The 19865-nt window shown below is 38.0% G+C and carries 10 protein-coding genes; 4 read left to right on the top strand and 6 right to left on the bottom strand.

Going from position 1 to position 19865, the window contains the following annotated elements:
- Positions 1–19 precede the first annotated feature (19 nt).
- The 6 genes from dinB to Q4597_RS00990 all read right to left on the bottom strand — a co-directional run bounded on the left by dinB (position 20) and on the right by Q4597_RS00990 (position 13602).
- On the bottom strand, positions 20–1237 hold the full coding sequence (gene dinB, locus Q4597_RS01015) for a DNA polymerase IV (RefSeq protein WP_215913774.1): 1218 nt from the start codon (positions 1235–1237) through the stop codon (positions 20–22).
- Positions 1237–4209: a DNA polymerase III subunit alpha gene (locus tag Q4597_RS01010; protein ID WP_303404424.1), complete on the bottom strand. Its 2973-nt coding sequence runs from the start codon at positions 4207–4209 to the stop codon at positions 1237–1239. The genes dinB and Q4597_RS01010 overlap by 1 nt, the downstream gene beginning before the upstream one ends.
- Positions 4210–4503: 294 nt before the next feature.
- Positions 4504–5406 (bottom strand): GyrI-like domain-containing protein, encoded by a 903-nt coding sequence (locus tag Q4597_RS01005; RefSeq protein WP_303404423.1) that lies wholly within the window; start codon positions 5404–5406, stop codon positions 4504–4506.
- A 14-nt stretch (positions 5407–5420) separates the two neighbouring features.
- Entirely contained in the window at positions 5421–8684 is a 3264-nt protein-coding gene (locus tag Q4597_RS01000; RefSeq protein ID WP_303404422.1) for a VCBS repeat-containing protein, read from the bottom strand.
- Positions 8685–8918: 234 nt separating this feature from the next.
- Entirely contained in the window at positions 8919–10511 is a 1593-nt protein-coding gene (locus tag Q4597_RS00995; protein ID WP_289037196.1) for a RagB/SusD family nutrient uptake outer membrane protein, read from the bottom strand.
- Positions 10512–10521: 10 nt separating this feature from the next.
- Positions 10522–13602 carry a SusC/RagA family TonB-linked outer membrane protein gene (locus Q4597_RS00990; RefSeq protein ID WP_303404421.1) on the bottom strand — a complete coding sequence of 1027 codons (3081 nt, stop codon included), beginning with the start codon at positions 13600–13602 and terminating at the stop codon, positions 10522–10524.
- Positions 13603–13947: 345 nt separating this feature from the next.
- Here Q4597_RS00990 and Q4597_RS00985 point away from each other — a divergent pair, with 345 nt between their 5' ends.
- From Q4597_RS00985 to Q4597_RS00970, 4 genes are all read left to right on the top strand, one after another.
- Positions 13948–14979, top strand: a complete 1032-nt coding sequence (locus Q4597_RS00985) for a LacI family DNA-binding transcriptional regulator (RefSeq protein ID WP_303404420.1) — start codon at positions 13948–13950, stop codon at positions 14977–14979.
- A gap of 73 nt (positions 14980–15052) precedes the next feature.
- Positions 15053–15715 carry a beta-phosphoglucomutase gene (pgmB, locus tag Q4597_RS00980; protein ID WP_303404419.1) on the top strand — a complete coding sequence of 221 codons (663 nt, stop codon included), beginning with the start codon at positions 15053–15055 and terminating at the stop codon, positions 15713–15715.
- Between the two features lie 31 nt (positions 15716–15746).
- On the top strand, positions 15747–18050 hold the full coding sequence (locus Q4597_RS00975) for a glycoside hydrolase family 65 protein (protein ID WP_303404418.1): 2304 nt from the start codon (positions 15747–15749) through the stop codon (positions 18048–18050).
- Positions 18051–18053: 3 nt separating this feature from the next.
- On the top strand, positions 18054–19832 hold the full coding sequence (locus Q4597_RS00970; RefSeq protein WP_303404417.1) for an alpha-amylase family protein: 1779 nt from the start codon (positions 18054–18056) through the stop codon (positions 19830–19832).
- Positions 19833–19865: the final 33 nt, after the last annotated feature.

Genomic DNA, 19865 nt, shown 5'->3' with positions numbered 1-19865 from the left:
TTCTTTTCAGGATACACTATTACCTTCTTCTGTTGGGCAAAAGGGGAGGCGGTTCTCCTGAAAACGGGTTCCATCGGCTAATACTTTTAGCTTCCATACCAGCGGCACTAATAACGGAACGGTCTCCGTACCGTTCACGCATTTTGTCTATGGCCAAGCTTAGACGTATTTGCTTTTCATTGTCTTCGAACAGATTAATTTGATGTCCTCCTTCTACCAAATGACTAAACCTAACCCCGATCAAGCGTACCAGCAGACGTCTATTATACAGTTTCTCAAAGAGGTTTAAGACTACGGGCAAGATGCTGCTGTCCAAAGAACTATATGGTATTCGCTGTTGTTGTGTATAGGTTTGAAAATCCGAATACCTAATTTTAAAGGTAACACAGGCGGTTAATTTATGGCCTCTTCGTAATTGGTAAGCTAGATTTTCGGTCATTGCAATAATAATACTCTTAAGTTTTTTAATGTCCGTTGTATCCTTGTCAAAGGTTCGTTCCGTAGAAATGGATTTTCGCTCGTGGTATTGAATCACGGGACTGTTGTCTATACCGTTGGCTTTTTTCCAAATAGACAACCCGTTTTTCCCCAATACCTTATGCATTAATTGCATTGGCATTTCTTGAACGGTTACTATTTTTTTGATTCCCAAATCACATAACGATTTATAGGTAACTTCACCAACCATGGGTATTTTTCTAACGGATAATGGGGCCAAAAAAGGCTTTTCGGTGCCTTTAAAAATTCTAATCTGGTTGTTGGGTTTGGCTTCTCCCGTTGCAATTTTGGAAACGGTCTTGTTTATAGATAATCCAAAGGAGATGGGTAGCCCTGTCTCGTTCATGATTTTTTCCCTAAGTTCAATAGCTATTTGGTGGCACCCAAAGAATCTGTCCATTCCCGTTAAATCTATATAGAATTCGTCTACCGAGCTTTTTTCATAAAGGGGAACGCTGTCCTTAATCACATCTGTAACCAAATTGGAAAATTTACTATAGGTGGCTGCATTGCCCCTTAAAACTATAGCTTCCGGACATAATTGCTTGGCCATACGCATAGGCATGGCCGAATGTATGCCAAACTTCCGCGCTTCATAACTGCATGAAGCTACTACGCCTCGGTCAGAGACACCACCTATTAAAATAGGTTTTTTATTCAGGCGACTGTCCAACAAGCGTTCGCACGATACAAAGAATGTATCAAGATCCATATGTACTATAGCTCTTTCCTCTGGCATTATACGGCACTGGTTTTAGGGTTTTCGGAATATCTGGGGTCTTCAATGATTGCTTGGTGGTACATGCTGATAACCTCAATAGTAATACATTCAAATTCTTCGGTTATTTTACCGGTTATAGAATAAATACCTTTTCCCCTAAAAGGGAATTTTGCGGCTATGGGAGGAAAGTGAACGGTATCTATAAAATCACCGTTCCTATCTAGAAAAGTTCCAAAATGCATTGATTTTCCGTTTGAAGTTGAAGTGTTTTTTGTAGCTACTAAATAACCTTCAATTGTAACTACCCGATTTTTATAGTGAAGTAATTGGTTTGCTTTTAAGGTGTTTTCTTTAGGGTTTGCCAGCAAATCGAAAGGGTTGCATAAGGGAAACCCTAACAGCTCATATTCATCAAATGCATTTTCTAATTCTGAACTTTTTAGCTCAGGGGTTTTGTAGGATATTTTTTTGGGTTGAAAAAGGGTAGGAACATGCTCTTCCTTTGGGGTTTTGCTCGTTTGTAAATAGGCGGCCCATAGAAGTTCTCGTTTGTTTTTTCCGGTAAAACGGAATGCATTAATTTTAATAAGTATGGCAATTTGCTCTACTGAAACAGGAACTCTGTCAATAAAATTGTCCAAGCTTTTGAAAGGGCCATAGCGGGCTCTGTTTGTGCATATTTTTTCTATAGTTTGGGTTTCCAAACTTCTTAGAAAGCTAAAACCAAGATAGATGGTATTGCCCATAATAGTGGTCAGATATTCACTTTGGTTGATGCACGGGGCTTGGATGATACCTCCGTGCATTTTTGCTTCATGAACGTAAAGTTCACGGCTATAGAATCCGCCGCCATTGTTGAGCGTTGCCACCATATATTCTAGAGGGTAGTACGCTTTTAAGAACAGGCTCTGGTAACTTTCTACGGCATATGAAGCAGAATGTCCTTTGGCAAAAGCATACCCGGCAAAGCTTTCAATTTGGCGCCATATATCACTTGTAACGGCATCAGGCTTTTCATCGGCCTTACAGTTGTCAAAAAATTGTTGTTTTACTTTTAAGAATTCATCTCGCGACCGGAATTTACCGGACATGCCACGGCGTAGCGTATCTGCTTCATGAAGTTTCAGTCCCCCAAAATAGTGTGCTACTTTAATAACATCTTCTTGGTAGACCATGACCCCAAAAGTTTCGGGCATGATATTCAATAGCACAGGATGAGCATCTTTTCTTCGTTCAGGATTTCGGTAACGTAAAATGTATTCACGCATCATTCCTGATTTTGCCACACCGGGCCTAATAACGGAACTAGCTGCCACCAAGCCCAAATAATCATCTACCTGCAGCTTTTTTAAAAGCATTCGCATGGCGGGAGATTCTACATAAAAGCATCCTATGGCCTTGGCGTTTTTTAAAAGGTATTTAATGCGCTTGTCCTTTTTGAACCGTTTAATATTATGAATATCTATGGGCTTTTGAAGAGGATGGTTCTTTCTTACAATTTCAACGGCATCTTTTATTTTTCCCAGACCACGCTGACTCAAAATATCAAACTTGTATAATCTAATATCTTCTGCCGCTACCATGTCTATTTGTGCAGTGGCAAAACCTTTGGGAGGCATAAATGTGGCGCAATAGCTATGAATGGGTTCTTCGGAAATTAAAACGCCTCCGGCATGAATACCTAAGTAGTTTGGGAAGCCTTGTATATATTGACTGTATTTTAAAACCAGTTGAGATAAATTATCCAGTTGGTTAAAATTGAATTTTCCTTTGGTAAGTATATCTATTTCGGACTTTGGTAACCCAAAAACTTTTCCCAGTTCACGTACGGACGCCTTGAATTTAAAGGTGTTATAAACGGTTATAAGAGAAGTGTTCTTAAATTGTTTGAACATAAATTGAGTAATATCGTCCCTATCGGACCAAGAAAAATCAATGTCAAAATCAGGTGGATTTCTACGATGTATATTTATAAAGCGTTCAAAATAAAGGTCAAGCTCTATTGGGTCTACATCGGTTATGCGTAAAAGGTATGCTATAATACTATTGGCCCCACTGCCACGGCCTACATAGAAATACCCTTTACTACGGGCGTATTTTAAGATTTTCCAATTGATCAGAAAATAGGAAACAAATCCTTTTTCCTTAATGATGGCCAATTCTTTGTCTATACGGGTATAAATCTGCGGAGCTGCATTTTTATAACGATATGGAATACCTTGTTGGGCTAATTTTTGAAGGAATCGAAAATCCAACTCCTCATTGTTAGAGTATGCACGTTGGTTCTTTGGTTTGGTTTCGGAGAAGTCAAATTTAATGTTACAATTATTTAGTAATCGCAATGTGTTTTCTAGTATCTCCGGAAAATCAATGTGAATAAGTTTGATTTTATCTTCGGATAAAAATTGATCTGTCTCTTGGCCTTGTTCATGTACGGGCAACTTGCTCAATAACGTATTATTGTCAATGGCCCTTAATAGACGGTGGGTATTAAATCCCCTTTTACTTTGAAAAGACACGGTATGGAGTAGTACCAAACGGTCTTTGTTAATGCTCTGTTTTGAAAACTTTAAGCCAGTTAATTGTTTTAAGGAAATTCCTAAATACTCATTTTGCTTTAGCTTATAATTCCTTGCCTTTTCAAAAGGATAGATTATATAGCTGTTTTCAATTTCAATAGGTCTTTCAGGTATGGCTAGACCAGGTTGGTGTAAAAAAGAGGACAGATAAGAGTTGATGTTTTTATAACCTTCATTGTTTTTTGCAAGGAGGATAAATTGCTGACTTGCACCATTTCTAAAATCAACTCCTAGGATAGGTCTTATACCATATTTAGGGGCTAAACGAACAAAATCAAGACCGGCGGAAGTATTGTTAATATCCGTTAACGCTAAAGTCTTACAGCCGTTTTGGGCGGCTAAACTTAGAAGTTCGTCAGTTTTGATGGTACCGTACCTAAGACTATAATATGTATGGCAGTTTAGATACATATATTTTAGGTCTTTATAGTTTTTTTATACCCAATTGAAGCCGAATCAATGGTTTGTGAGAATGTATAAGGGGTAAGTTGTGGACGAAAAATTTGCATAGCTATCCTTATAAAAGTGGAATAGCTAATTTATGGAATATTTCCTTTTATTTGGATTATATCCATAATTTGATTGTGTTAAAATTTGGAGATATAAATAGTTAGGTGTTAGTTATAACATAAAGAGGCCCTTATGATGTAGGGCCTCTTTACTGTTGTATATGGTGGTGTTACTATAATTCCACTTCTATCTTCATTAATCTTTATTGTCAACTATGGGTAAATATATTTCAGCCACCCATTCAAGTTCATTAGACCCCATATTCGGGTTGGTAAAAAATACTTCAACAGGAGTGCCAGTAGTTTTAATACCTAATTTTTCAGCTTCGTTCAATAGACTGTACCAAGCCCTGTCAGATGTAATATAATTGCCGTTATAAACTGCTTTTAATGAATTGCCGCCCTTAAACTCCTTGTATTTAATAATTTTATGTTCCGGTAATGAGTCTGTTTTCTTGATGGGGTAACAAAAATTATATGTAATACTATCTTTTTCTATATTCCATTTGGTAACCTCAATGAAAGGGAGGCCATCGGTTTGGACATTTGGATTTAGAGCGAACCTGTCCAATAAGCGATAGTTAGACATCATTTTTGAAGCCTTTTCAAATTGGGTGCTTTCTAAAGGAATGTAGGCGCAAAAAGCATTTGACAATACCTCTTTGCCTATAATAGTTACTTTAAAATTATCAAGGTGTTCTTGGATTTTTTCGTGAAATTGAAAAATTGTTTTTTTTGACCGTTTTTCAAAATCAGTATCTGTAAAAAGCATTAGTAATTTGCTTTTTAGGGAGTGGTTTACATTCGTTATATGAGCTTGTGTCAAGGATAGGGAGTCGTCTATTTTTTCAATGGTCCACTTGTAATTAAAAGTAGAGTCATTGATTGTAATTTGGTGTTCAAAAGTATTTAATTGATGTTGGTCAATAATACGGGAATCTTCTAAAGTGCTTTCCCATAATTTTATAGTTTGATTAATTGTTCCGGGATTGGCCTTTATTTTGAGAGTTGCCAGATAGTCTTCTGGTTTTAGAAAAAGATACCAAACCAAGGCTGTTAGTAAAATAAGCCCAGCGCCCAATAGAAATTTTCTTAGCATATAAATAAGAGCTTTTAGTTATTTAATTTATATACTTGAACACTATCATTATTTATCGTAACCAAAAGGTAAGCTTGTTTTTTTAAATCAATAATATTCATATGTCTAATTGATTTTTGAGCAAAGTCAAGACCAATTTCATTTCCTAATAGTATCTCGTTTTCATTTTGAACTATAGCTCCGGGAAAAGAATCAAATCTACCATGGTATGGCTTAACTCCAAAATAATTGCCTGCAACCAATACTTCCTCGGTACCATTTTTGTCAAAATCATATTTTAAAAATGAAAATAGAGGAGAGGTTTGCAGTTCTTCTTTAAATGGGACAAACGAAAAATTGCCATCTGTGTTTTTTAAATAACCAGATTGGAGTTCGTTTACTTCTAGAATTGTGGATTTACGGAGAGTTTCTTTGTCAAAAATTTCTTCAACGGTACGGCCGGCAAAACTGGAATAATTAGTAAATTTTTTTCGAAGGCTAACAATTTGAGATGAAAGATTGGCTAGGCCTTCAAGTGGAAAGTACTTTCCGTTCTTTTCTAAAGCGGTAATCGTTTCCGTTTGACCGTTTTCGTCAAAATCTCCATAATATAATCGCATCGGATGATTGGGGGATGCTTTAAATTTGCTGTTGGTTCCCCAATTACCTAAGAGATAATCGGTATCTCCATCGTGGTCAATATCAAAGGGCAAAATCTTTTGCCAAAGACCATTTAAGTCCTCGTTTAGGAGAGAAATGCTTTTTAGAGTTCCATTTTGGTTCTTAAAGAAAGTTGGAGCCATCCATTCACCTACCACAATTAAATCTTTTAAACCATCATTGTCAACATCGTCCCAAATGGCATCGGTAACCATTCCAACGTCCTTTAATCCTTCATTTCCTTGAATTGAAAATTCACCATTATTATTGATTAAAATATAGGAAGATGGGCTTTTTCCAAAATCGTTAGTTACAACTTGGTTACCTACAAATAAATCCAAATCTCCATCTCCATCTATATCGTTCGGCCTTAAAACTGATGCGTTTTCAAAATATTCAGGTAATAAATTTGTTTCAAATACAGAGTCATTATTGCTGTAATATGTATCTAACAAAGGCTTTAATTTGTCAAAAAAGTCAGCGCCGCCAGACCCCACAAACAAGTCATTTTTGGAGTCATTGTCAAAGTCTGCTATTACGGCAACCACATCTTCTTTTATTGAGTCTTTGGTTATTGAAGGAATAACTTTTTCAGCGAAAACAGAATCTAATCCTATAAAAATTCTAGGAGGAATATATTTTGAGCCGCCAAAAAATATATCAATTTGATTATCTCCATTTAAGTCACCAATAGCGGTTGCAGGACCACGATCTGAAATTTGATAAGGAATAAGTTTTTGTCTATTAAAATCAGAGTAGTTGTCTTCTTTGTGCTTAAAATTAATACCTAGATTGCCACTTACCCTTTCAAATAAATTTTGGCGTTTAGGTTTTAGTGATTTGTAATCAAAAGGTTTGGGGTCTTGAGGAGTTATAGTAAGGGTTTGGTTAACCGCTATGTCTTTTATAATTTGATATGTCCTGTCAGGCCAAACAATTTTGAGGGAATCTATTTTTTTATAATTTCCATAACCAAAGTGAATAATTGGTTCCGAAGAAGATTGAAACCCTCTTACCGTATAGAGCTCTCTAAATTGTAATATGCTGTTGTGGTATGAGTATACTTTGGTGCCAATGGCGTAAGGGTTTTTTCCTGAAAAGCGTAAATTTAATTTTAAGTAATTCGCTTTTTGGTCGGTTTTGTTAATGTAAAGCGAAGCGGGCCCATTAACATTATTAATTACCAAATCTATATCTCCGTCATTGTCAAAATCTGCGGCAGCGGTAGCACCGGAAACCAAGCTGTCCTTTGTAATCCAGTCTCCAGATTTATCAACAAAATTTAATTTGGGGCCACCTTTAAAAATATAGTTATGTGTTTTGCCTGAAGGCATTTTATTTAAGGCTTGGCGATCAATTAATTTAGTGTTGGTTATTTTATTCCTTATCTGCTCAGAGGACACAAAATTTATGTAGTCTAGGTCGTTAGGGCGCTTTGGAATACCTGTGGAAACAAAAACATCTTGTTCCCCATCCTGATTATAATCTGCAAATAGTGCGCTCCAACTCCAATCCGTAGCTGCAATTCCTGATTGTAAACCAATTTCTGAAAACTGATTACCTCTATTTAAATGCAGCATGTTGCGGCTGAATTGATAATGATAACCATAATCTGCAGTTTGGAGTTTCATTATTTGTGGTTCAACATCACCTTGAGAAGATTTAAGAACTTTCTCGTCTTCGGGTAGCATATCTAATGAAAGGATATCTGGCATGCCATCATGATTGATGTCTGCAATATCATTACCCATAGAAAACCTAGAGGTATGTCCAAAATATTTTTTTAGGCTCTCAGTAAAAGTCCCATTCCCATTATTCAAGTAATAATAATCGTCTTCATGAAAATCATTTCCCACATAGATATCCGGCCATCCATCTTGATTAAAATCAGAGATGGCAATACCAAGGCCATATCCATTTGCGCCGCCAAAAATTCCGGATTCTTCACTGACATCAGTAAATTTGGTTCCATCGTTTCTAAGAAGTTTATCGCCAGTCTGATAGTTTCTTTCTAACCTTAACTCCGATCGGCCATAGGATTCAGGGGTATGTACGGCATGGTTCAACAAATATATGTCTAGGTCTCCGTCTAGGTCATAATCTAAGAATGCCGCTGAAGAACTGTAGGTGTCAAAATCAAGTCCGTATTCCGCAGCTCTTTCGGTAAAGCTTATTTCCCCTGAACTAGAGATGCCATTGTTAATAAAGAGTTCGTTATAACCGTTAAGGCCTTGAATACCCGCAACGGCACAAATATATATGTCCAATAATCCATCACCATTTACATCGCCCATAACAGCACCTGTATTCCAATCACTATTTCCTGCTATTCCGGATTTTTCCGTTATATCCTCAAATTTAAGATCACCGCGGTTTAAGTATAGTTTGTTCTTTACTTGATTGCCCGAAAAGAAAATGTCAGGAAGGCTATCGTTATTTATATCTCCTACAGCAACACCGCCTCCATTATAGAAATAGAGATATTCCAAAATATTCAGATCATCGGTTTCTGTAAGCTCATTGGCAAATAGAATCCCGGTTTGTTCCGAAGAAGGATTTTCAAATAAATTGCCTTCTTTTTTTTTGCAGCTTATTAATGAAAATAGAGATGCGAAAATTAATAGAATGGATTTATTCATCGATATTTTAAAAGCGTGATTATTCTAAATTTAATTGCAGTACTTGTTAACGAAATGGGTTCTTTTATATACTATGCAAGATAGCAATTCCTGTAGAAAGCAAATAAATTATAGGATTTACATCTACTAGTTAGAATCTATTTAATCTACGGCGAGAAATCGATTTACTTTATTTGCCTAGATGTAAAAAGACCGCCCGGAGGCGGCCTTTTAAACACTTAAATATTAAAGAATTTAGTAACCTGGGTTCTGAACCAAGTTTGGATTTGCAAGTATATCAGCTTGTGGAATTGGAAATATTTCCAAATGCGAATCACCCGCATCCTTAAGGTTCCATGCTCTTAGGTATTGATCAAACCTTATGAGGTCTTGTCTTCTTGATTGTTCTTGATACAATTCTCTACCCCTTTCGGCTAATAAATCTGCTTCTTGAATTGTAGTTAAGCTAGAAGCACCCCTCACAGTTCTTAAATCATTAATTAGGGTTAAAGGATCATTGCCCATTCGAAACATTGCTTCTGCTTTCATTAAATAGGCATCGGCATATCTATATCTTACAATATGGGTTCTTCTATCTCCTCCTTCTTCATTAGGGTGGTATTTGGTCATTCTAATACCAGACGTTTCCAATAGAGCATTGTCGGCTGGAGAAGTATATTCCGCTTGTTCAACTTCTCTTGTAAATACTAGGGGAACACCGTCTACGTTATCTCTTGCGTTTAATGGAGTACCATCTTGCTCGTATTGTTGCCCAATTAAGAACCCTATTCCAATACCTAGGTTTTCGGCATTTGCAGTACTTGCATCATGTACCAATCCTCTTCTTTCCTCTTGTCCGTCGCCAGGGTAGTTTGTTTCTGCAGGACCTTCAAACAAATCGTAAAATTCAGCCAAAGTTGTAAAACCGTTCCATCCACCACCATCATTGGCGCCTGGGAAGTTTTGGCTGTAATGTAAGGTATGCCAGATTCTTTGTCCGGCATCACCTGGAGACCACCAAATAGTTTCAACATCATTACTTGGTCTGAAAATGTCAAAGAAATCTCCTGGGGCGGCTAATGTGTAACCATCTGCGGCAATTGCATCTACTGCATCTATAACTACTTGCATATCCTCTGGTTGCGGAGTACCATCAAGATAGACGTGCTTGTTAAGGTGAAGTTTTGCCATCAATAAGTTAGCTGCCGCTCTAGTGGGTGAAGATTTACTGGTGATATCATCACTAGCGGTTACAACCGGAAGATCACGAATAGCAATATTTAAATCAGCTACTATACTATCTATGGCTACTTGACCTGTTAAAACATCTGGAACGGCACTATTTGGTAAGTTTACATTTCTGTAAGGTACCTGTCTCCACATATCCAAAATCCAATTCATTGCCCAAGCTCTATAAAATCTAGCCTGTGCCTTTAACTCGGTTATGTCTCCAGATGCAGTAACTGTACTTTTATCGCTAATAGTACGAGTGGCATTGATAGTAACACTGTTAAGTTGCTGCCATGTTCCAACTATGTCTCCTAATTCTGCATTCCAGCTTTGTTTATGAAGAGATAGCCAAGCACCGTTATCACCCCAGTCCGTTCCTCTTGTAGGAACTAAGTATTCATCTGTGGTTACTTCGTTTAGGGAAAAGAGTCCGGCTGCATTTACCAAACGGTCTCCGGCAACAATGTTAGAAAGGTTTGATACCTCTCCTTCTATATCGGCAACGCCTGCAAACCCATCGGTAATTAGTGAATCAGTAGGTTCTATTTCCAAATCCGTACACGAAAACGCCATTGGAATTAGAAGTACTGCGCTTATATAAATTTTTATTTTTTTCATAATAATTTTTTTAGAAAGTAACATTAATGCCTAAACTGTAAGTTGTTGGCCTAGGATAGGCAAGGTAGTCAATGGCAGCAGAGGGCAAACCATTTGCTGGAATGTTAGAAGTACTTACTTCAGGATCTAATCCGCTATAGCCAGTTAGCAAAAATAAATTTTGCCCATTAAGACTTAGACGCAAACTTTTAAGATATCCTGTGCCGCTTAAAGGAACGTTATAGGAAACCGATGCAGATTGAAGCCTAACAAAATCACCTTTTTCTAAGAAGTAGGTACTAGGATTGGTTGCGGATAAGATTACACCCTCATCAACAGTGCTTTTTAAATTATTTCTGCTACCAATTTGTGGCGACGCAAAAAGAGCATTGGCCGTGTTGTTGTATACATAGAAACCAAATTGACCGCTAAAGAACAAAGAGGCATCCCAATTTTTGTAAGAAGCTCCAGTAGAGAATCCAGACGTGATTTTAGGAAGTCCGGACTTATCAAGAATTGTTGGGTCTGTATCTACCACAAAGTTTTCATCTACATTTCTTAAGTTATAGGTAAACAATGGCTTTCCGTCAGTTAAGATTTGTGATGTAGTACCTGTTAATCCTTGTCCGAATAAATCTCCCGCTTGAATATTAGGACCATTGTAATCCGTTAACTCATTTTGGTTATAAGCAATGTTGAAATTGGCGTTCCAGTTAAAATCTTCAGATTGTACAATATCATAATCCAATCCTAGTTCAATACCTTGGTTTAGGATAACGCCGTCTACATTTTGAAATACAAATGGTGAAGTTGCAGGTTGTACAGCAGGTAAGTTCAATAGAATATCTCTAGTTTCTTTTCGGTATAAATCAATGTTACCGGTAAAACGATCTGCGCCAAAACCAAAATCAACACCAAATGAATACTGCGTTGTTTCTTCCCATTTTAAATCTGGGTTGGCAAATGCAATTTCTGAAGTAGCGGGAGAGGATAGTTGAGAACCTCCTGAAATGGATAGTGCATTGCCCTGTATTCCATTTCTCCATCTAGTTCTGTTAAGATAGTTACCGTGGCCTAAACCATCTTGATTACCTGTTATACCCCAGCTTAATCTAAGTTTAAGAGTGGAAAAAGTGTCTTCGTTAATAAAATCTTCTTGGTTCAATTTCCATGCAAAGGCAGCTGAAGGGAAAAGACCATACTTGTTATTGTCACCAAATCTTGAAGATCCATCAGCTCTAAAAGTACCAGTAAACAAGTATTTGTCAAAAAGAGTATAATTTACTCTTCCGAAGAAAGACTGAAGCTCATCGGTAGTGTCAAATGTGTCAACAGCGAAAGCGTCTATAGGAATACCGGGTAAACCTTGAGTGGTTACATTAGGATTTGGAAAAAGACCCAATATTCTAAATAAATCACCTGCATCTGGTTCATCTGCAAATACACCTATACCGTAAGCTTGGTAGTTATTTGCGAGGTTTTTGGTGTCGTCATACGTCTGTTCCGTAGTTTTAATGATTTGGTTCAAATCGGAACTACCATAACCTTGCCCTAAAATATTCTGTCCTTTTCTGTTGAAGTCTTGAAAAGAATAACCTGCAAGAACATCTAATCTAGAGTTCTCAAACTCTTTTTTATAATTTACGGTAAATTCCATCAAACGGTTTTCTGTATCCAAGTTGCTTACAGCGGCACGACCATTATTGGCGGCTCCGTTTTGTAAAGCAAGTATTTGTGGACCTGCAACTTGACCTCTAGAAGAGTCAGATTTGTCTATCCCAACATTTAACTTGGCAGAAAACTCATCAGTAATATCATAGTTTAAAGAAAGATTACCAAGAACTCTGTTCGTATTGGTGTTATCGTCATAATACTCTAAAAGGTTGGCAGGATTTCTATCTGGTTCTGCACTTGCATTAGGGTTGGAAGGTAGCGTTGGATTGGAATAGTATGCCGCCGCTAATAAATCACCAAGACTACCGGAAGTTCTACTAACAAATGGCACCCTGTCATTAATTCTTGAAATCGTCCCTTGAAAACCAACAGTTAATTTGTTCTCAAAAAATCTTTGGTTTACATTAATCCTACCTGTAATACGTTCTAGGTCCGTGTTTTCAATAACACCAAATTGCTTAGAGTATCCAAAAGTTGCTCTAACATTTCCACTTCCATAATTTTTAGAATAAGCTAAATTGTTGTCAACAGAGGCAGAGGTTCTAAATACATAATCTTGCCAGTCGGTAGAACCACCTAAATTAGCTCCTCCACGCTCTATAAACTCGTCTGCTGTCAATAGGTCGTATTCATCAGCAACGTGAGCTATATTTAGGTTTGTGGAGAAATTCCACTGCCCATCAGCACCGCCTTTACCTGATTTGGTGGTAATTACAACAACCCCATTAGCACCTCTTGAACCATAAATTGCTGTAGCAGAGGCATCTTTTAAGATACTCATACTCTCAATATCATTAGGATTTAAGAAGTTTAACGGGTTTTTGGAACCACTTGTTCCAACTCCAACATCTGCACCAGATGCAGAAACACTTTCGTTAGAAACAGGAACTCCATCAATTACGAATAATGGACTGTTATTTCCTCTTACTGAACCAGTACCTCTAATTCTTAAAGAAATTCCAGCTCCCGGTTCACCACTTGATTGTGATATTTGAACACCGGCCGTCTTACCTTGTATTAACTGTTCAGGTGAGGAAATCACACCTTTGTTAAAGTCTTCGGAAGTAACGGAGGCTACTGAGCCTGTAGCATCTTTTACAGTGGTAGAGCCATAACCAATAATAACTACTTCATCCAGGGCTTGCGCGTCTTCTTGTAACGTTACATTAATAGTGGATTGGCCATTTACTTTTACTTCTTGAGAGGCAAAGCCAATATAACTGAAAACTAAAGTAGCGTCTTCTGGAACGTCACTCAGGGCATAGTTTCCGTCAAAGTCCGTTTGAGCTCCGTTAGTTGTACCTTTAATAACAACACTTGCTCCCGGCAACGGACCACTAGCGTCGGAAACAGTTCCCGATACATCTTGAGCCTGTGTTATGCCAAAGCTTAAGAAAGCCGCAACCATAATCAGGTTTTTTAGTAGCATGATCTTCATAAATGAGATGTTTTAAGTTGAGTTTAATTATAAAATAATGTTAAATGTATATAAAATTGGCCTTAAAACACACGAACGGGCGCTTGCGAAAACTACGAAAACGGTTTCGTGTTAATAACTTTTATATAATTCGATTATAATAATTATAATATCGAATAAATATGGAATAAATAATAAGTGAAGGTTGAAATCGGGGAATTGATATCTAATTCCAAATATACAGTTTTATTTTTAATAGAAGAAGAGCTAAAATCACCTGTTAAACCCGTTAGGTTGTTAAAAAATTAAGAAGGTTGTCATTTACTCATATTATAGTTTATTTTCACTATCCAAAAATCATAAGATTTGAAACGAAAGATTACTTTAAAACAAATAGCTAAAGAATTAGAGGTATCTATCTCCACGGTTTCAAAAGCGCTAAAAGATAGCGATGAGATAAGTGCTGACACTAAGCAAAAGGTAAAGGCCTTTGCAAAATTGTATAATTACAGACCTAATACTATAGCCTTAAGTCTTAAAAATAGAAAGACAAAGAATATAGGTGTTGTTATTCCAGATATAGTACATCATTTTTTCACTACGGTTTTTAGGGGTATTGAGAAGTGTGCCAATGAACATGGCTATAACGTGGTTGTATGTGTGTCTGATGAATCGTACGATAAAGAAGTGTTCAACATGGAACTTCTTGCCAATGGTAGTATAGACGGCTTTATTATGTCCGTTTCTGCGGAAACTCAGCAGAAGAATGATTTTAGTCATTTAAAAGAAGTAATGGAGCAGGGTTTTCCGTTGGTTCTTTTTGATCGTGTCATTGATGAAATTAAGTGTGATAAAGTGGTGATGAACGATGAACAGATTGCTTACGATGCGACTGTGAAAATGTTGGCCGAAGGAAAGAAGAAAATAGCACTGGTCACTACTGAAAGTTATTTTAACGTTAGCGAAAAGAGGGCAGAAGGTTATAAAAGGGCTCTTCTGGACCATAACATAGCCCATGATGAAAAGTTAACCTTAGTTTTGCCTTTTAAAGGAATAGAAGAGTCCTATATAGAGAACTTTGTTGAAAATGAAAGTTTTGATGGGGTGTTGTGTGTTAATGAAATTTTTGCAGTACTGTTTATGGGCGCAGCTCAAAAGAAGGGGCTTAAGATTCCAGAAGATGTTTCGGTAATTGGCTTTACGGACGGACTTTTGTCCCGCTACTCCTCTCCAACATTAACAACTGTTGCCCAACACGGAGAGAAAATGGGAGAAAGGGCGGCTGAGATGTTAATTGAAAAGCTTGAGAACGAAATTGGTTTTGATGAAGAGGAAGTCTATAAAACAGAGGTTATAGAGGCAACTCTTCTAGAAAGAGGCTCTACTATAAATAAATAGATGTTGGTCCAATACTGCTGGATTAATTTTTTAAGGAGTTACCTATTATTATAATCTAATACGTTGAAACTATATGAGCACATCCGCATTTATATTTGACCTAGACGGCGTAATTGTAGACACCGCAAAGTATCATTACTTAGCTTGGAAGAAACTGGCCAATGAATTGGGTTTTGAATTTACAAAAGAGCAGAATGAATTGTTTAAAGGCGTAAGCCGTAAAAGGTGTTTGGAAATCCTTTTGGATATTGGAGGTATTACGGCAACCCAAGAACAATTTGATACTTGGATGGTTGAAAAGAATGAAGACTATCTAGAATACATAGGAAAAATGGATGCGTCCGAAGTTCTACCGGATGTGCCAAAGGTCTTAAATTTTTTAAAGGAAAGGGATATTCCTATTGCCCTTGGCTCGGCAAGTAAAAACGCACGGCCCATTTTGGAAAAAGTAAATCTTTTATCTTATTTTGATGCCATTGTAGACGGCAATGACGTAACCAAGGCAAAACCTGACCCAGAGGTATTCTTGATCGCGGCCCGTAAGTTGGGCGTTGCACCGGAAGAATGTCTTGTTTTTGAGGATGCAGTGGCAGGTATACAAGCGGCGAACAATGCAAATATGGTAAGTATTGGTATTGGAGACGCCCAGGTTCTTTCCGAAGCGAATTATAATTTCAACGACTTTACGGAGATGAGCCTTGATTTTCTGGAAAGCTTAATGTCGGCCAAGGCATAAGCCCATTTTTTCACCCCTAAATTTAAACGAAATGCAAGAGTATATAAAAGCGGACCCTTGGTCAATTATTGAAGAAGGTTTTGATAAAGAATTGGTCAAATCATCAGAAAGTATTTTCAGTATTGGTAACGGAGCTATGGGGCAACGGGCCAATTTTGAAGAGCCGTATTCGGGAGATACTTTTCAAGGGAGTTATATAGCTGGGGTCTATTATCCGGATAAAACCCGCGTTGGCTGGTGGAAAAATGGATATCCAGAGTATTTTGCCAAAGTTCTGAACGCACCTAATTGGATCGGAATAGAGGTTTTCATCAACGGAGAACCTTTAGATTTAAATACCTGCAAAAAAGTAGATAATTTCAGTAGGGAACTAAATATGAAAGAAGGCTGGTACCGTCGTGTTTTTACGGCCGTTCTGCCCAATGATAATAAGGTTTCCGTTAAAGTAACACGTTTCTTGTCTTTGGATTTAGACGAGGTTGGGGCTATTAAATATGAAATAACACCCGAAAATGGCGATGCGGAAATTAAGTTTGTTCCGTATCTAGATAGCGGTATTACCAATGAAGATTCCAACTGGGACGATAAGTTTTGGAACACCACTTCGGTGACTTCGGAAGGCAAACAGGCTTTTATAGAAGCGCATACTATGAAAACCCATTTTGAGACCTGCACGTTCATGGAAAGCAGGTTGTTCCTTAATGGGGAGGCTCAAGAACATCATCCAGCGGAACAGATTTCCGAATTGCGTGTTGGCCACGAATATGTACAAACTGCTAAACAAGGAGATACTTTAGCGCTCCATAAGTTAGGAGGATATGTAGTTTCTCGTAATCATAACGCATCTGCATTAAGGGAAGCTTCTAAAAAAGCTTTGCTCAAAGGTTTTGATCTAGGGTTTGAAGCGTTGTTGGATAGACAAAAGCAAGCCTGGGCCAAAATATGGGAGATGAGCGATATCACCATAGATGGCGATGTAAAAGCGCAACAAGGCATTCGGTTCAATATTTTTCAATTGAACCAAACCTATTTGGGCAAGGATTCACGTTTAAATATTGGACCTAAAGGATTTACGGGAGAAAAGTACGGCGGAAGTACCTATTGGGATACGGAAGCGTATTGTATTCCTTTTTACATGGCTACCAAAGATCAAAACGTGGCTCGTAGTTTATTGAAATACAGATACAATCACCTTGAAAAAGCTATTGAGAACGCTCAGAAATTAGGTTTTTCAAATGGAGCGGCCCTTTATCCAATGGTTACCATGAACGGTGAGGAATGTCATAATGAATGGGAAATCACTTTTGAGGAAATACACCGTAACGGGGCTATAGCCTTTGCTATTTATAACTATTACCGCTTTACGGGAGACTACTCTTATATCCCGGAAATGGGGCTAGAGGTACTTATTGGAATTGCCCGTTTCTGGCACCAACGAGCCAGCTTTTCTTCGGCCAAGAACAAATATGTTATTTTGGGGGTTACGGGACCCAACGAATATGAGAATAATGTAAACAATAACTGGTATACGAACTATCTGGCCAAATGGTGTATTGACTATACCATAAAGCAGTTACAACAGGTTGAAGACGGTTATAATGAGGATTACCAAAGGGTAATTGGCAAGGTCAAACTTACGGACAATGAAGTAGGACAATGGCAAAAGGTAGCGGATAATATGTATTTCCCGTATTCCGAGGAAAAAGGTGTTTTCTTGCAACAAGACGGATTTTTGGACAAAGAGCTGATTACGGTTAGTGAGCTGCCCAAAACACAAAGACCTATCAATCAAAAATGGAGTTGGGACCGCATTTTGCGTTCGCCGTATATTAAACAGGCCGATGTTCTCCAGGGCTTTTATTTCTTTGAAGACCATTTTTCGGAGAAGGAATTGGAAAAGCATTTTGATTTTTATGAGCCTTTTACGGTACATGAATCTTCTTTATCGCCATGCGTACATAGCATTCAGGCTGCAAAATTGAATCGTATGGAGCAAGCCTACACATTCTATTTAAGAACTTCCAGATTAGATTTGGACGATTATAATAAAGAAGTAGAAGAGGGCTTGCACATTACCTCTATGGCCGGTACTTGGATGAGTATTGTAGAAGGCTTTGGAGGAATGAGGGTGGTAGACGATAAGCTTTCTTTTGAGCCCAAGATACCAGAGCAATGGCAGGCCTATTCGTTTAAAATCAACTTTAGAAATAGAATTCTTAAGGTAACCGTGAAAAATGGTAGTACTGAGTTTCTGCTTAACGGTCAGGATGATATGTCTATCCGCTTGAATGGGGAACGTGTAGTGCTAACCCCTAATCAAGTGAAAGTAGTTTAAAGCATGGGGCGGAATAAAAAGAAGGTTGTATATCATGTGTTTACTAGGTTGTTCGGTAATACCAATACAACTAATAAGCCGTGGGGAACCATTGAAGAGAACGGGGTAGGGAAGTTTTCGGATTTTTCAAAAAAGGCCTTGCAGGAAATTAAAAACCTGGGTGTAACCCACATATGGTATACAGGAGTGCCCCACCATGCCGTAATTAATGATTATACGGCATATGGAATATCTAATGACGATCCGGATGTAGTAAAAGGAAGAGCAGGATCGCCGTATGCCGTAAAGGATTATTACAATGTAAATCCCGATTTGGCAAAAAATCCGGAAAATAGGCTGAAAGAGTTCAAGAATTTGATCGGCCGTACACATAAAGAAGGTTTAAAGGTAATTATTGACATCGTTCCCAACCATGTGGCACGGAAGTATGAAGGCGGTTCAACTCCTGAGGGTAAGGAGCCTTTTGGAGCGTCAGACGATACATCGGTAGAATATCATCGGGACAATAACTTTTATTATATTCCCAATACTCCTTTTCAAGTACCAGAATGGCGTGATGGGTATTTGCCATTAGGCGGGGAAAACCATGAAGGGGTAGACCATAAGTTTTATGAAAACCCGGCAAAATGGACGGGCAATGGTTCGCGTTTGGCGCAACCGGACTTTAATGATTGGTACGAGACCGTAAAAATAAATTATGGGGTAAGACCGGATGGTCATTATGATTTTGATGTTTTACCAGATGATTTTGGTGGGAAGGACTATAAGGCCCATTTTGAGTTTTGGGAAGAAAGGTCTGTTCCGGATTCTTGGAAAAAGTTTAAGGACATTGCACTATACTGGATAGAAATGGGCGTAGACGGTTTCCGTTATGATATGGCCGAAATGGTACCCGTGGAGTTTTGGAGTTACATGAATTCCAATATTAAAATGAAAAATCCGGATGCCTTTTTAATGGCCGAAGTCTATAACCCCCACGAATACAGAAATTATATTTTTAGAGGGAAAATGGATTACCTCTATGATAAGGTAGAAATGTACGATTCCCTAAAAGGAATTATGCAAGGCCATGGTTGGACGGATCACGTTCCTGTTATAAAGAACGGTACGCAAGATATTGAACATCACTTATTGAATTTCTTGGAAAACCATGATGAGCAGCGTATTGCTTCTCCAGATTTTGCCGGTGATGCAAACAAAGGAAAACCTGCAATGGTGGTTTCGGCCACTATGACCACCGCTCCGGTTATGATTTATTTTGGACAAGAGGTAGGCGAGCCTGCTGCGGAAAATGCTGGATTTGGAAGCCCCACACGGACTTCAATTTTTGACTATATAGGGGTGCCGCACCATCAAAGGTGGGTGAACAATAAAAAGTTTGACGGTGGCCAGCTCTCCAAAGAAGAGGCTGAGTTACGGGATTTTTATCAGCGTTTATTGTCTTTTACCGTTAATAGTAGTGCGCTAATGGGGGCATATCAAGACATTCACTTTTATAATAAAGACCATACGGAATATTACAACCATCACGTACTTTCATATGTACGTTGGTCCAATAGTGAAAAACTTATTGTCATTTCAAACTTTGATGCCAATGACTGGTTTGGTTTTGAATTGAAACTTCCGGAAAATATTGTTCGCGAATGGCAATTGCCAGATGGGGAACATATCATTACTGATGTACTTTACGGGGTGGAGAAAACCTTAAAAGTGCAAAACGGTTCCGCCCAAGTACGCATAGATATTAATCCTCTGGAATCTTTTATTTTCACTGTAAAATAGTATATCATGAATAAGTTGTCAATTCTGACTATC

The sequence above is a fragment of the Zobellia sp. 1_MG-2023 genome, from assembly GCF_030549125.1.
Classification (GTDB): Bacteria; Bacteroidota; Bacteroidia; order Flavobacteriales; family Flavobacteriaceae; genus Zobellia; species Zobellia russellii.
This window is presented reverse-complemented; position numbering and strand designations above follow the sequence as displayed.